The organism is Rhodococcus sp. 14-2496-1d (assembly GCF_002259365.1).
In the GTDB taxonomy this organism is placed as follows: Bacteria; Actinomycetota; Actinomycetes; order Mycobacteriales; family Mycobacteriaceae; genus Rhodococcoides.
This window is the reverse complement of record NZ_NPFV01000040.1, coordinates 1-14656: the sequence shown is the minus strand read 5'-3', so window position 1 is coordinate 14656 and position 14656 is coordinate 1. Positions and strand designations below refer to the sequence as shown.

Genomic DNA, 14656 nt, shown 5'->3' with positions numbered 1-14656 from the left:
CCCGATGTGCTCGCCAACTCGGCGAACGCGTCGTCGGCCGAGATCACCGACGTGGCAATGGGTCTCGCTCAGTCCGGTGCTGTCGCGAACCAGTTCGGTATGTCGATCGAGGACACCGCGGCCACCCTCGGCGTCCTGGCGAACGCGGGCATCCAGGGCTCCGACGCAGGTACCTTGCTGAAGTCGACCCTGTTGGCGCTGACGGATCAGTCGAACCCGGCGCAGGGTGCGATCGAGGATCTCGGTCTCACGGTCTACAACGCGCAGGGTCAGTTTGTCGGTATGTCGGAGTTGTTCCGTCAGCTCGACGAGGCTGCTGCGTCGATGTCTCCGGAGCTGTATCAGGCTGCGACCGCGACACTGTTCGGCTCGGATGCGATGCGTTTGGCCGGTGTCGCGGCCGAGCAGGGGCAGGCCGGATACGACTCGATGCGCACTGCTGTCGAGCGTCAGGGCGCGGCCGCCGAGGTTGCTGCTGCGAAGACGAAGGGCCTGCCGGGCGCGATGGCGTCCGCGGGCAATGCCGCCGAAGCTCTCGCGCTCGGCGTCTACGACCTCGTCGACGGACCGCTCGAAGACCTGATCACCAAGGGTGCCGAGTTCGTCACCAACACCACCCCCGGCCTGATCAGCGGTCTAGAATCCGCTGGCCAGGCGATGGCCCCGGTGGCGGGATTCGTCGGTGACCTGGTCAGTGCCTTCACCGAGCTGCCCGGGCCGGTGCAGGCTGTTGCTGTCGGTCTGGGTGCGCTCAAGATCTCCGGTCTCGACGATTCGATCGGTGAACGGATCGGCGGCTGGCGTGACTCGATCACGGACTTCCGCCGCGAGATGGGTGACCTGCAGATGGAGCAGGCGCTGTCGGGGATCTCCGACACCGACACTGCGAACCCGATCTCGGCTCTGACCGGTGACGCGGAGGATCTTGCGGGTGCGCTCGAGGAGAACGCGGAACCACTCTCGGAGCTCGCGTCCGGTCTCGCGACTCTCGAACGGCGCTCGCCGGCCGTCCGGAACATGGCCGAGGGCTACCGCGGTGTCACCGCGCGCACCCGCGAGTTCGCGAACCAGCAGCGCGCAGCCACCGGACAGTCGGGGGCACTGACGTCGGCACTACGAAACGGTGCCGCGCGAGCTGCTCAGTTCGGCGGTGTCATCGGCGGCAGCGCTGTCGCAGGCCTGCGCGGTATGACGTCCGCGGCCAAGGGCGCGATCGGTGTGCTCGGTGGCCCGTGGATGGTGGGCATCATGGCCGCGACGTTCGCGGTCGGCAAGATCACGGCCGAGTACGCGGCGCTCGATGCTCAGCAGGAAGCGATCGATCAGTCGTCGTCGGATGTCGCTGCCGCGCAGCGCGATGTGGCGAAAGCCTTCCAGGAGTCGCAGGGCGCGGTCTCGGACAACGTCCTCGGTGCCGTGGGGATGCAGATCGATTCGGTCCGCGAGAAGGCAAACACACTTGCCGAGAACGGACCTGGCGCGTTCGGGATCTTCGCTGCCGCCGGTAGCGACATCAAGGGTTGGTTCTCCGGTGTCGCCGAGGCAGGCACCGACGCCATGCGGGCGCAGGAGGATCTGGCCGAGCAGGGCGCGAAGACCGAATCTGGGTTCCGGAATCTCGGCAAGACGACCGAGGAAGTTGCTGCGGCATTGTCGGGTTCGGATGCCGAGTACAACGCTGTCGCGAACAGCTTGCGCGGAATCGAGGACGGCGGCTCCGAGGCGCTCGCTGTGCTGGAGCCTCTGCGGGAGGAGTTCGTCAAGGCGCGGGAGACCGCGAAGAACACCTCACCGGGTTTCTTCGATCTGCGTGATGCGGTCAAGGTGCTCTCCGACGAGTCGTCGTCGGCGACGGACCGTATCAACGCGATGAAGACTGCGTTGGATGTGTTGTCGGGCAAACCGATTCCACTCTCCGATGCGCTGCAGACGTACAACGATCAGGTCCGCTCGACTGCCGAGGCCACGAAGGACGTGTGGGATGCAGCGCAGGGGTGGGGCGCTGAGCTGATCGGGCAGGGCGGTGCCGTCAATACGGCGTCGTCCAATGGTTCGCGTCTGCGGGATTCGTTGCTGGCCATCAAGGATGCGACGATCACCGCTGCCGAGGCCGGTGCCGACATGGGCCCGATCTGGGCGTCGAACGACGCTCAGCTGCAACAATTGTCGATCTCGACTGGTGTCGCGGTCCAGGACCTGCAGCGCATGATCGAGGCCGAGGGCCTGATCCCGAAGAACATCGAACTGCTCGCGAGCCTGCGCGGCGCGGACACCGTCGAGCAGCAGATCGCAATCCTCAGTGGATTGCTGGGCGCGGTGGGCCAGCCGGTCGACATTCCGATCGATGCCCTGACCGAGGATGCGAAGAACAAGATCCGTGAAGTCGGCGGAACCGTCGACACCGAGATCGACGGTAAGCCCGGCATCGTCCGGATCACTGCACCGAATCAGGAAGCACTCGACGCGATTCGGGCGATCAACGATCAGGCCGACTTCGCCACCCGTCCGCGCAACGCGGTCGTGACGTTCACAGTCGAGGAGAGGCGCGCGCAGCGGCAGTTCGGGATGTCCGACGCCGCGTACGCCGATCTGGTCTCGCAGCTTCCCGGTCGTGCGACCGGTGGCGCACTGTCCGGGCCGGGGACGTCGACGTCGGATTCGATGCTGATGTACACACCGGGCTTCGGTGCGTGGCGCGGGTCGACGGGCGAGCACGTTCTCGATGCCGGTGATGTGCAGGCGATGGGCGGTCAGGAGAACGTCTACCGGTTCCGGCAGATGCTCGACACGAATGCTCTGCCGATGGAGGACCTGCTCAACGGGAACCTGGCGTTGCCGGGATTCGCGGAGGGCGGCGCGCTGGACCGGGTGTTCGATCTGGGTCGCCGCGGAAACGGCAACCCGTACGGCTGGGGTGCTGCGTCGGTCAGTGCGGCGGACTGCTCGGGCTGGGTCGCGATCCTGCAGAAGGCAGCGATGGGTCAGGGCGAGTCGGGCCGATTGGGCACGACGCATTCGCTGCTGGCCGGTGAGTGGCCGGGTCTGGTGCCGGGAACGACGGGTCCGTTCGTGGTGGGCACCAACGAGGAGCACATGGCGGCCACGATCGGTGGTACGAACTTCGAGTCCGGTGGCGCGAACGGCAACATGCAGATGGGTGGCGGTGCTGCGGGTGCGTTCGATGCGCAGTTCACCAACCAGTTCTACTTGCCGTGGGAGTTGTTCGCTCCGCCGTACGATCCGTCGACGTCGGGTGCTCCTGGGACTGCGGGGATCGAGGGCCTCGATTCTGTGAGCTCGTACTCTTCCGGTGGTTCGTCGCGGACGAAGAAGGCGACGTGGGCGGAGAAGGACGATCTCGCGCTCGATTCGGCGCGGATCGCGATCACGCAGGCCGAGGAGGATCTCGCTGCGGCGCTGGGCAATCCGAAGAAGTCCGACGCCGACAAGGATCAGGCTCGCTCGAAGGTCGAACGCGCGAAGCAGAAGGTCAAGGATCTCGAGGCGAAGAAGGACGCGGCCGCGCGCGGGCTGAACGAGCCCCCGGCACCGCAGGCTCCGGAGCTGACGACCAACCTGTCCGACGAGGAGCTGTCGGCGCAGGACGCGCAGGCGGCGGTGGTCGAGGCCAATGCTCGGCGCAACGAGGTCTACAACGATCCGGAGTCCACCCCCGAGGAGAAGGCAGCGGCCGATCGGGCGTTGCAGCGGGCGCGCAACGCGGCTGCGAAGGAGTCCGCGGCAGGTGGCTCGGGATCCGGCACGGGTGCGTTGACGACGGCCGATCAGTGGTCGTCGGCGCTCGGCGGGATCGTCGGGGACTTCGTGACCGAGAACGTCGCCGATGTGCTCGGCTACTACGAGGCCGACAACATGGGCCCCCTCGCGAAGGCCGGGGTCGCGCTGGTGTCGGGTCTGGCCGATCTGCAGAAGCAGCATCTCGAGGACAACGCGAAGTTGCTCGACACGGCTCGGCCCGCGACCGACGCCGAACTCGACAATCAGTTGCCGGCCACTCCGGGCACTCCGGACTGGATCGAGTTGCTGGCCAAGGGGATGGTGACGCCGACTCCGAAGTTGTTCGACACCGGTGGTCTGTGGAAGCACGGTGAGCTCGGTCTGAATCTGTCGGGTCAGACCGAGGAGGTGTTGACCGGGTCGATGCGGACGTCGGTGGCGCAGGAGTTGGCGTTGGCGCGTGCGGAGCGGATGGCTCCGCAGCGGTCGGCTCCGGAACGGCGGGAGGCGCGGCAGATCACGGTCAATCAGTACGGGGCCGACCGCAACGAAGTTGCCAAGGGTGTCCGCCAGGCCGCGTACGAAGATGAGTGGCGGTCACGAAGTGTTCGGTTGGGGGAGTCGTGACGTTCTTTCCGGAAGGCACCGCGAACGTGGTGATAGCGGGTCCTGGTGCGGTAGCTGATCTTCCGGAGCGGGCCTGGTATCTCTCCGAGCACCACCTCGTCGGTCGTGAGTCCGGCGGGGTGGTGCTCGCCGAGGGCTGGGCGGATTACGTCGAGCCCGAAGCCAAGCATCAGTGGTTCGAGACCGCGCGCGGTGACGGCGCGATCTGGCTGGGTGCGGTGATCGAGCCGCGGCGCTTCAAGATCCCGGTGTACGTCCACAAGATCCACGGCTCGCACATCCACAAGGTCGAGGACGGGTTCTGGTCGGACATCTGGTACGAGTTCCAGTCCCGGCTGTACGTCAATTCCCCTCGCGGGGTGAAGTATTGCGACTTCCGTCTCGATACCATGCCGTCGGTCGAGCACACGGTCGACCCGGTGTTCGAGGGTTTCCAGCCGTATCTGGTTCCGGTGGTGGTGGAGAAGTCGTGGTGGTTCGGTCTGCCGGAGGAGTTCGCGTGGGCGAACGGGCAGCCGGTGACGAAGAAGTCGCTCTACAACTCCGGCGACCGTAAGGCGATGCCGGTGATCACCATCAAGGGGCCGGGGGTGTTTCAGCTCCCGGACGGTGTGAGCGACAAGGTGGTGACCACGCCGAACCTGAAACCGGGCGAGGTGGTGGTGATTCACACCGACATGTCGGTGCGGCCGGTGTCGAACATGCGCACCAACTTCTACGGCGACATGGGCGGCCAGCGTTTCCGGAAGGACAACGCGGTACCGGGCCGCCGGCGGATGGACATGTCTCGTCTCAAGTGCATCGGCGGTAATGCCGCGTCGTCGGCGGTGTTCACGATCGAACCGAAATCACGGAGGCCGTTTTGACCGCACCGGTGCTCGACCCCGTGAATGTTCCGCTCGATTCGTGGTCGGCGGCGGCGTGGCGGGAGTTGCTCGACGAGCCGCCGCGCCGCGGGTCGGCGGCCGAGTTCAGTGTGGAGGTCTTCACTCCGCAGTTGGTGCCGCTGGGAATGGTCACCGACTACGGCGAGGCGCGGTTCAAGAAGCAGCGCCGCGGTGTCGGTCCGGCGAAGATGCTCCTGCCGGGGTCGACGGAGTTCGCGGACCTGTTGATGAAGGCGGACACCACCGTCATCCCGGTGCGGATCACCTACAACGACGAGCACTACGACGGGTTCGTCGACACTGCGGTCCGCAAGGGCATCAAGGGCAACAAGACGATCACCGTCACCCTGGTGGACTCGAAGATCTTCCTTTCCTGCATCTTTGCGTACCCGATGCCGATCCCCGGGTTCGAGGAGGTGCAGTTCCCACCGGAGGATCTGTTCGTCGGTCCGCTCAAGGGCGGCATCCACTGGTACTCGGAACGGAACTTCTTCCGACTCCGGTTCCGCACCGGGCAGTGCCCGGTCACGATGCTGCCGTACGACTTCTTCTCCGATCGCTCGGAGTGGACGACGATGCAGGCCCGCATGGTCTCGCTCGAGGAATTGTTCGATCCGGTCCTCAAGGACTCGGACGTCATGATCGAGATGGGGTTCTTCATCAAGGGCCGCGACAAGCAGCCCTCCGATCGGGTGACACTCCTGTCCTCGCAGGTGTGGATGCGGGTGGTCGATCGACCGAAGTCCGGTGGCATCAACACCGGTGTCGCTCCGCTCGACGGTCTGGCGAACACGATCGCCCAGATGATCGCCGACGGTGTCGATTCGCTGATCGGCGGCTTCCTGCCCGGGTTGGCCGAGCAGATCTCGAAGCACTTGAAGCAGACCGAGATTCCGTCGTGCATTTGGACAGAGGACTCGGCCGGGATCATCGATGCAACGCTGGAAGTGACTCACCCACAAGCTTATTCGGTGATTGTTGGGGGGAAGAGCCCCACCTGGCTGAACAAGTTGCTCAGTCTGGCAATCGAGCAGGGGATCATCGCGCTGGCCACTGCGGCGCTGACAGCACTGTCGATTCCGATCGGTGGGCTCGGCGGCATCATCGGCGCAGTCGCGGGCGCGCTGTCGACGATCCTCGACGATGTGTTCCTCGCGTTTATGAAGGCCACGAACTACAAGGCCAAGCGCGAACTCGGCCCGTTGGCTCGCCCGGAGAAGTTCGTCAACGGCGGCTCCGCCGGGTACACGTTCTCCTCGAAGCAGCGCGCCGATCAGGGCATCTTCGACATTGCCGGCAAGCGACGCGCGAAGGTCTCGATCATCGACTGGGCCCCGCATGCGGCGTTCCGTGACTTCGACATCGGTCACCTCGTCGGGTGGGAGGACGAAGGCGAGATGTTCACCGATCGGGTGGAGTCGATCGAGGTCGTCGACACCCGCGAGGACCGAGTGTTGGTGGACACGATCATCGGTGATGACGAGCCGGAGAAGTCGCCGCAGCAGCGCAACCAGGAACGGTTCAAGCGACTGTTCTCGATGTTCAACGCCATGACCCTCGCAACGAACTAGGAGCTACTGCTATGCCAGACATCGTTCTGCCACACAATGTTTCGATCATCCCGCAGGAGACGAGCTACTGGTGCGGCCCTGCCTCGTGTCAGGTCGCCTTCGATATCCGCGGCATCAACTCGACCGAAGCCGATCTCGCTCGCCAACTCGGTACCACGCGCAACGGCACCAACCACATCGGGCTGATCACCGACCTGCTGAACCGAAACGTCCCCGCGGACTACATCACTCGGCAGATTCCCGGCAACGACGCTACGCAGGCACAGAGGGAATTGCTGTGGCGCGACGTGCAGGCCTCGATCCTCGGCGGTTACGCAGTGATCTGCAACGTGATGGTGCCGCCGTCGAACTACCCGCGCGGCACCCGCGGCGAGAAGCCGGCCTACGCGGGCGGCACGGTGTATCACTACTTCACCGTGGTCGGATGCAATCCCGACACCCGTGAGGTGCTCATCGCCGACTCCGGCTTCCGGCCGTTCGAGTACTGGATGTCCGTCGATCAACTCGCATCGTGCATCGCCGGGAAGGGCTACACCGCGACACCGAACGAGAAGCCGATCCAGCCGGCCCCACCGGTGGACACGCGCTCGCCCGCGGACATCGAACTGTCGAAGCGATTCCAGTCCCGGTCGAAGTACCGCAGCAACGACGACGCGATCGACACTCTCGCAGGGTTCATCCTCAACATCGACGGCCGAATCCACGAGCGATCCGTCGAACGCCAACGGGGAGAGCAGTAGTGGTCACCGCAGCGGCGATGCACCGCGCGTTCGACGGGGTCAACTCGGTCGGCCGGTACGCAGCACTCGCCCCGTCGTTCAACGAGGCGATGCTGCTGGCCGGGATCACGAACCGCAACCGTGCCGTCATGTGGTTCGCCCAGCTCGGCCACGAGTCGATCGGGCTGTCCGTGTTCCGCGAGCTCTGGGACCCGACCCCCGATCAGCGCACGTACGACGGGCGGATGGGCAACGACCAGCCGGGCGACGGATTCCGTTACCGCGGCCGCGGTGCCATCCAGATGACCGGCAAGAACAACTACCGAGAGTGCTCGAAGTGGGCGCATGCCCGCGGTGCTGTCCCGACGCCGACGTACTTCCTCGACGACCCCGCGGCCGCCGAGCGTGACGAGTACCTCTTCCTGCCCGCTGTCTGGTACTGGACGACCCAACGGGACCTCAACGGCCTGTCCGACCGCCGCGACCTGATCGGCGCGACGCGGGCCATCAACGGTGGCACGAACGGCCTCGCGGACCGTCAGCGCCGCTACGCCCTCTGCGACTCCATGGCAGACGCACTCCTACCCGAGAGGATCACCACCATGTCGTACGCCGACGACGAATTGACCAAGAAGTTCCCGAGCCGCTCGAAGTACCGCGACAACGACGAGCCGCTCGACACCATCGCGGGCTACGTGCTCAACACCGACGCCCGGATCCACGAGGAGTTCGTCGAGCGCGAGGCCGCGAAAGGCCAGCAGTGGGCGATCGAGCTGGTGCGCCGCGAGGCCGACAAGGGTGACGCCGGAGCCAAGGCCGCACGCGCGAAGGCGGGTCGGTGATGGCCGAGAAGAATGTGATCGATCTGATCACGGACAAGGTCGTCGAGCAGGTGAGCGCGACGTTCGAGGGCGCGTTGATCCAGCTGGAAGCTGCTGGCGCTGACGCGCGGTCACGTCTCGACGACACGCTCGAGCAGATCCGGGCCGAGGGCAGATCGAAGCTCGACGAGCTGTTCGATGTCGGTGGTCTACCGCTGGGTGGACCGGTGATCACCGAGGACGGTGACTTCGATCCAGTGGGCTGGATCAAGACCCAGGCTCGCTCACGCGCTCTGCGCACTCTGGTGCAGAGCCTGCTGGCGGTGGTCGTGATGGCAGTCGGCAATGTCGTGGTGCAGGCGCTGACACAGGGGACGTTGAACGTGTTCTCGTGGGACGACTGGAAGGTCGTCGGTACGCTGGCCGGTTCGGCTGCGCTGGCATCCGGTATTGCGTACGTGCAGAACAAGTTCGGTATCAAGCCGCCGAAGGTGACGTGACTGCTCGGTCGGTCTCCGATCTGATTTTCTTCGCCAGATCGGTGACCGTGGTTCTCGGGTTGCTGGCTGTCGGGTACGGCGCGTTGACGTTCACCTTCGGTGCCGCCTTGTGGGACGGTCCGTCTCATGTGTACGGCACCGCGTTGACGGTCCCGTTCGCGCCGCAGTCGTGGGGTGTGGTGGCTGTCGTTGCGGGAGCCCTTGTCGTGGTGGGGCAGCTCGGTGACCGGCATCATGTGGTGGTGCTCGGCGCGGCGGTGATGGTGCTGTGGTTCCTGTTCTTTGCGGTGTCGTTCGTGTTCGATGTCGTGGAATCGGGTGTGCCGCTGGGTTCGCCCGGGATCCTGGTCTACACCTCGTTGTGTGTGCTGATGGTTCTGCGGGTGACTGTCCGGATTCCTGCGGTGACGCGATGACGGCGCGGGCGGCGAAGGCCGCGCACCGGGTGATGGTGTTCGTTCTCGGTGGCCGTCGGGTGGTGTCCGGATCGTGGCCGCTGTACCGGATTCTCGCGCTGATGCTGACGATCTCGGGTGTGCTGCAACTGGTGACCGGGACGATACCGGGGTCGGTGACGGCCACCCAGTCGCCGGAGTGGACGGACATCGCCTACATGTGGATGCAGTTGGTCGGCGGCGTCGCGATCCTGCTCTCGCTGACGGTGGGTCGATCGAACTATTCGGTGTCGCTGTACCTCGAACGCCTCGGCGCGGTGCTGGTGTTCGTCTCGAGCCTGGTCTACGTCCTGTCCGTCGTCGACTACAACTCGGGTCCGCCGACGTCGTCCGGTGTGTGGCTGGTGATCGGCTTCGGTCTGTACTGCGGATTCCGAGTCGTCGAGATCGCCCGGACCTTGCACGAGGTGTCCGGCCAGATGAAGAGGCGTCGATGACCCTTGCAACCCTGATCCAGCTCGTCATCACCGGTGGCCTCGCCGCGGCCATCACCTCGGTGGTGTCCTGGCTGAAGGATCGCCGCCGCAACGCAGCGGATACGAACCAGATCGTGCAGGGAATCTACGCGGGCTCGGTGAAGTTCGCCGACGACCAACTCGCCACGGTGCGGGCCGAGCTCGCGTTGTGTAACCGCAAGTGCGACGCGTTCTCCGACCTCGTGCTGCAGCTCATCGATCAGACGATGGATCAGCCGACGGCCTTGGCTCGGCATCGCGAAATCCAGCGCTGGCAATCCACGACCTGACTGCTGACCGACTCCCGCTTTCGTCCTGGTACCGCTCGGCGGTGTCGGACCCGTGCTTTCGAGAAAGGCCACTGATGGCTGGGTACAACTTCACACTTCCCATGACCCTGAATCTGCGACTGCACGACGAGTGGAACATTCGCACGACGGGCCGGGGCGTCGCCGAGATCGAAGCCGGCAACATGGACGTCGACATCCTCGCCTACAAGGGCGACGACGGCGCGCCCGGCCGCGACGGCACCCCGGTCCAGATTCACCGCGCGCAGATCGCGGATGACATCCCCGCGATCGGTGAGCTGTCGCCGGAGTGGATCGGGCACGCCTGGCGCGTCGACGGTTCCCGCGACGTGAAGATGGTCGTCGAGGAGTACCCCGGCGGCCCCGTCAAGTTCGACACTCTCACCAACTACCTCGGCGACAAGGGCGACACGGGCGCTGTCCCGACGCTGGCGGTGCGATCGGTGACCTCGACGACCGAGGGCAACGGGTCGGTGGAGTTCGAGGAGATCTCTCCCGGCGCGTACGTCGCGGACTTCGTCCTGCGCAAGGGCGACGTCGGCGAGCCGTCGACGGTGCCCGGTCCTGCTGCGGCGGTGGAGGCGGCGACGGACTATGAGGACGGCGGCACCGCGGCGGTCACCGGCGATGTGTTGGCGAAGCGGTCGGACGGTAACTGGGGTCCCCGCAAGATCTTCCAGTCTCCCGGCGTCTACAAGAAGGCAGGCTCGGCCGAGGACTGGCTTGCGGTGAACTCGGGTAACGGGTGGGCTGGGGAGTACGTCTCGATCGTCACCATGCCGATGCCGGCGCAGCCGTTCGCGTGGGAGCCGGAGGTCGACGGGATGGTCGAGTTCTTCACCACCGCCAACGTCCGGATCGACTTGGAGTGCCGCCTCGGTGCGGTGGCCGGTCCTCTGCTGGCGCGTGGTCCGGCGATCGCGATCACCGCGTTTCAGAATCAGTGGATTCCTCGTGTGCTCTCTCGCGCGGCGGAGGAGACGATCTCCGTCCCGACGTCGTCGTCGACGATCGTCCCGGCGAACACCGCGGTGAACATCTTCCTGATTGCCCGCAAGATCGAGACGACGGCGCAGACACGTCTCGAGACCCGTAAGGAACGTGCCTACCTTCGGGTTCGTCCGATCCCGGTTTCGGTGTAGGCCTGTGCCCGAGTACTTCGCGCCGAACAATCCAGACATCGGCTACAACGGCCGTGATCAGGATCAGCCCAAGGGTATTCAGATCGGTAACTCGGAGACTCTCCGCGCGCTGGGTGAGGTACTGGCGGGAGATCAGGGGTTCGAGAACACTCCCGATGCGCAGGACCGCGAGTACACCGCACAGGTGTTGACCGCCGGATTGTCGGCGCGCGTGCAGACCCTCGAAGGTCGGATGGCTGCGGGCGCAGAGTATTCCGACAACTTCAACCGCATCAACGCGGCCTCGTTGGGGTCTCCGAACCCCGGCGTCGTTCCGGTGTGGGTGCAGTTCGGCGATGGCCAGTCGTTGGAGATCATCGATCAGGCGGCGCAGCTCAATCAGTCGGCACCGTTCGGTCTGGTCGATGACGGAACGCAGTATGCGTTGTGTCCGCAGGCTGCATCGTCACCGAACTATTCGGTGATTGCGATCGTGCACCCGCTCTCGAAGTCGGGGAAGATCGCGACCCGCGCGAGGACTGCGATCTACGGCCGCTGCAATGCCGCCGGCACCGAGGGTGTGTACGTCGATTTCTGGGGCGGTCACTGCGAGCTCGGCCGGTTCACTCGGTCGGGCAACACGGTCACTCGGTCCCAGTGGAAAGCGAACACCGAACGCTCGTACAACTTTTCGTCCACTCCGGAACTGCGGATGAAGGACACTCGCTATGTGGTGGTCGTCGACGGTGTCGAGCTGATCGTCCACGACGACGTGTCGGGTTTCCCGGTCGACGGCAACCACAAGTTCTCGATGTTCTCGTGCATGACGTGGACCGGGTTCTTCGGTGCGACACCGGAATTCTCGGCGGGCCTGACAGGGTTCGCGATCCGTGGCAGCGAGTTCACGGCGATCGAGGATGCGAAGGCCGACGCCGGGGCCGCGCTCGAGGCGGCGCAAGGCGCACAGGACGCGATCGGCACGGTCGTCGAGGACGCCACTGCGGCCGCGACGTCGGCGGCCGAAGCAGCGGCGGCCGCGATCGGTGCGGCTCAGCAGCAGCAGGTCAATGCTGTGCAGGCGGCGATCGTCGGTGTGCAGAAGGGTCTTCCGGTCGTTCCGTACGACCACTGCATGACCAATCACGAGTGCACCTTCTCTCAGATTTCACGTGATCGCGATGTGACCGGTCTCAGCGGCGGAGTGTCGACGACCTCGGGCAGTGGCTGGAGCACACACGATCACGTGCGCGGAACGACGGGCTCGACCACCGGTGACCGGACACTCGACCCGCACAGCCACAACGACAGCTTCTCGGTGTCGCGGTCGGATCCGACCTACCTGCCGGCGCAGAACTCGGTCGAGGCGGGCTTCGTCCGGGTGCAGTGGTCCGGCGGCCGCGGGTCGGTCGTGTACGCGCTGGGCACCATTCCCAGCTCGTCTCCGAATCCGATCTACGTTCTGATCGGCCGGATGAATCCTGATGACGGGTCGGTGCTGATCGAGCACGTGTCTCCGGATCAGACGGCGGCGATCAGCGGGCCGGGGGAGCAGATCTACAACCTGCCGAACGAGTTGGTCTTCGAGGCGAACGAGTCGGTGTGGCTGGCGATTCACCAGCCGGGTCCGACGTCTTCGCAGCGTCAGTTGGTCGGCAAGATCAACAACGCCTCCGTCCCACGTGAGGGGTTGCTGTATCCGCCGCAGATCGCGAACCGCATCATTTCGTCGTCGGTCATCTCCGAGCAGTCGACGATCGCCGCGACGTCGCTGACGTTCACTCCGGCAGCGCCTCTGGTGTGGATCGGGATCGGGCAGCCGACGAATCTGCCGCTGCCAGAACTGGTGATCTACTTCGAGGACTTCTCCTCGGGCGCGATTCCGCCGACGCTCTCCCGTCAGGAGGGCGCGGCAGCGGTCGTGGTCTCGGGCGCGATCATGTTGCCCGGTGGGCTGATCGACAACGGTCGTCGTCGGTATCGGGTGACGGCGAAGATGGCCCGCGACGATCACGAGGTGTCCGGTCAGATCCGGACGCCGACGACGAGGCCTGCGTATCTCCGGGTCCGCAGCTACGTCGATGTCGAGGTCCGCTCGACCGGCGTCACGTTGGCGTATCGGCCGTGGCTCGGCGGTGGTGTCCTCGCGTCACAGGACTTCGCTGTGTCCTCCGGTGATGTGTTCAAGCTGCGTGCCGAAGGCAACGTGTTCACGGTGTTCAAGCTGACCGGGACCGAGACGTGGACGCCGGTGCTCACGTACCCGGATACGGGCAACGCGATTCCGCGTGGCTCGGCGTACCGCTACACCGAGCTGGGCTTGAGCCGAGCTGACTTCGGCAACTCCGGCGGCTGGGAATTCATCCTTGCCCAAGATCTCCCCGACCCCGAATAGGAGCGTTCCCGTGCCAGCAGCTGTGTTCACCGACGAGGAAGGGTTCGAGTACACCGCGCATCGCGACGGCGAGATGTTGGTGATCACTCGTACCGATGTTCCCGACGTCTCGTTCACGGGCCGGGCAGTCCCGTTGCCGGCCTACGAGCCTGTGTTCGTGGTGCCCGAAGCCGAACCGTATTCCGGGATCGGTCCCGTTCTGGAAGGTCAGATCGTCCCCGAGGCGGACCCCGCGTCGGGATCCGCGCTCGCTCTCGAAGCTCAGGAAGGATCGGCATGACGTCACCGGTGTTGGAGTACGGGCGTGTGGAGGATTGGATCGGCGGGCTCGTCATGGACGGCCTCGACCCGGACGATCTGCCTGATGATGTGGCGTTGACGGGCACGGTGAAGTTGGAGCCGATGCTCGCCGAGACCGCCGGTGGGATTCGTGTGCCGACGATGCCGAAGTGGCTCTCGGTGCAGCCGGTCACGTGCACGTACGTCAACGGTCGGCTGACTCATCGTGGTCTGCCGTACGTGATGCTGCTGGCCCCGAATGCCGCGACGAACCCGACGAACTGGAAGTGGCAGGCCTCGTTCGATCTGCGGCTCAATGGCGCGCAGGTGGTGCGCAAGCAGTTCGCGTTCGCGCTCCCGGTCTACGACCCGGCGGCTGAGCTCGTCGCGGGTGTCAATCCGACGGTCGTCAATCTCACGACGGTGCAGCCGGTGAACGTGCCGGGCTCGGGCACCGGTGTGGTGCAGGGCCCGGCGGGCTTCTCGATCTCCGGTGTCGAGATCGTCGAGGACGGCATCCAGTTCTATCGCGAGGCTCCCGGTTCGCCGGACGGGCAGGTGCCGGTCGGTGTTCCGGTGCCGTTGCCCGCCGGCAGCGGCGAGGTCGCCGACGATTCGATCGACGCGGCCAAGCTCGCGCCGGAGGTCCGCGAGAAGGTGAACGCGGCCTTGGACGAAGATGTCGCTGACACTCGTTATGCCCCGCAGTTTCCGGCAGCCACAGTCATTGTCACCGACCCAGCCACCGGCAACGTGACCCGCGTGACGACGAACGGGGTTGTC

The 14656-nt window shown here is 65.4% G+C and carries 13 protein-coding genes; all 13 read left to right on the top strand.

Annotated elements, in window-relative coordinates; translation table 11 throughout:
• Window positions 1-4365, top strand: a 4365-nt coding sequence (locus tag CH296_RS28090; RefSeq protein ID WP_094686253.1) for a phage tail tape measure protein, incomplete at its 5' end; no start/stop codon positions are given.
• Window positions 4362-5231: a hypothetical protein gene (locus CH296_RS28085; RefSeq protein ID WP_094686252.1), complete on the top strand. Its 870-nt coding sequence runs from the start codon at window positions 4362-4364 to the stop codon at window positions 5229-5231. The genes CH296_RS28090 and CH296_RS28085, both read left to right, overlap by 4 nt.
• On the top strand, window positions 5228-6823 hold the full coding sequence (locus CH296_RS28080; RefSeq protein ID WP_094686251.1) for a hypothetical protein: 1596 nt from the start codon (window positions 5228-5230) through the stop codon (window positions 6821-6823). Before CH296_RS28085 ends, CH296_RS28080 begins: the two co-directional genes overlap by 4 nt.
• Window positions 6824-6834: 11 nt before the next feature.
• Complete coding sequence (locus CH296_RS28075) at window positions 6835-7563, top strand: C39 family peptidase (protein WP_094686250.1); 729 nt, start codon at window positions 6835-6837, stop codon at window positions 7561-7563.
• Window positions 7563-8384, top strand: coding sequence for a hypothetical protein (locus tag CH296_RS28070; protein ID WP_094686249.1), 822 nt, complete (start codon window positions 7563-7565; stop codon window positions 8382-8384). Before CH296_RS28075 ends, CH296_RS28070 begins: the two co-directional genes overlap by 1 nt.
• Window positions 8384-8863: a hypothetical protein gene (locus CH296_RS28065; RefSeq protein ID WP_094686248.1), complete on the top strand. Its 480-nt coding sequence runs from the start codon at window positions 8384-8386 to the stop codon at window positions 8861-8863. The genes CH296_RS28070 and CH296_RS28065 overlap by 1 nt, the downstream gene beginning before the upstream one ends.
• On the top strand, window positions 8860-9279 hold the full coding sequence (locus tag CH296_RS28060) for a hypothetical protein (RefSeq protein ID WP_094686247.1): 420 nt from the start codon (window positions 8860-8862) through the stop codon (window positions 9277-9279). The genes CH296_RS28065 and CH296_RS28060 overlap by 4 nt, the downstream gene beginning before the upstream one ends.
• The gene (locus CH296_RS28055; protein ID WP_094686246.1) at window positions 9276-9755 is read left to right on the top strand and encodes a hypothetical protein; all 480 of its coding nucleotides are present in this window, start codon (window positions 9276-9278) and stop codon (window positions 9753-9755) included. Before CH296_RS28060 ends, CH296_RS28055 begins: the two co-directional genes overlap by 4 nt.
• A complete protein-coding gene (locus CH296_RS28050; protein WP_094686245.1) occupies window positions 9752-10063 on the top strand; it encodes a hypothetical protein in 312 nt (103 codons plus the stop codon). The genes CH296_RS28055 and CH296_RS28050 overlap by 4 nt, the downstream gene beginning before the upstream one ends.
• 101 nt (window positions 10064-10164) lie before the next feature.
• Complete coding sequence (locus tag CH296_RS28045; protein ID WP_143546461.1) at window positions 10165-11223, top strand: hypothetical protein; 1059 nt, start codon at window positions 10165-10167, stop codon at window positions 11221-11223.
• A gap of 4 nt (window positions 11224-11227) precedes the next feature.
• Entirely contained in the window at window positions 11228-13594 is a 2367-nt protein-coding gene (locus CH296_RS28040; RefSeq protein WP_094686243.1) for a hypothetical protein, read from the top strand.
• Window positions 13595-13604: 10 nt separating this feature from the next.
• Window positions 13605-13874, top strand: coding sequence for a hypothetical protein (locus tag CH296_RS28035; RefSeq protein WP_143546460.1), 270 nt, complete (start codon window positions 13605-13607; stop codon window positions 13872-13874).
• A partial coding sequence (locus CH296_RS28030; RefSeq protein ID WP_143546459.1) for a hypothetical protein occupies window positions 13871-14656 on the top strand: 786 nt, incomplete at its 3' end. The genes CH296_RS28035 and CH296_RS28030, both read left to right, overlap by 4 nt.

Excerpts from the sequence above, each read along its gene's own strand:
- CH296_RS28055 (WP_094686246.1), top strand. The coding sequence starts at position 9,276 with ATGACGGCGCGGGCGGCGAAGGCCGCGCACCGGGTGATGGTGTTCGTT.
- CH296_RS28045 (WP_143546461.1), top strand. The coding sequence starts at position 10,165 with ATGACCCTGAATCTGCGACTGCACGACGAGTGGAACATTCGCACGACG.
- CH296_RS28065 (WP_094686248.1), top strand. The coding sequence starts at position 8,384 with ATGGCCGAGAAGAATGTGATCGATCTGATCACGGACAAGGTCGTCGAG.
- CH296_RS28050 (WP_094686245.1), top strand. The coding sequence starts at position 9,752 with ATGACCCTTGCAACCCTGATCCAGCTCGTCATCACCGGTGGCCTCGCC.
- CH296_RS28075 (WP_094686250.1), top strand. The coding sequence starts at position 6,835 with ATGCCAGACATCGTTCTGCCACACAATGTTTCGATCATCCCGCAGGAG.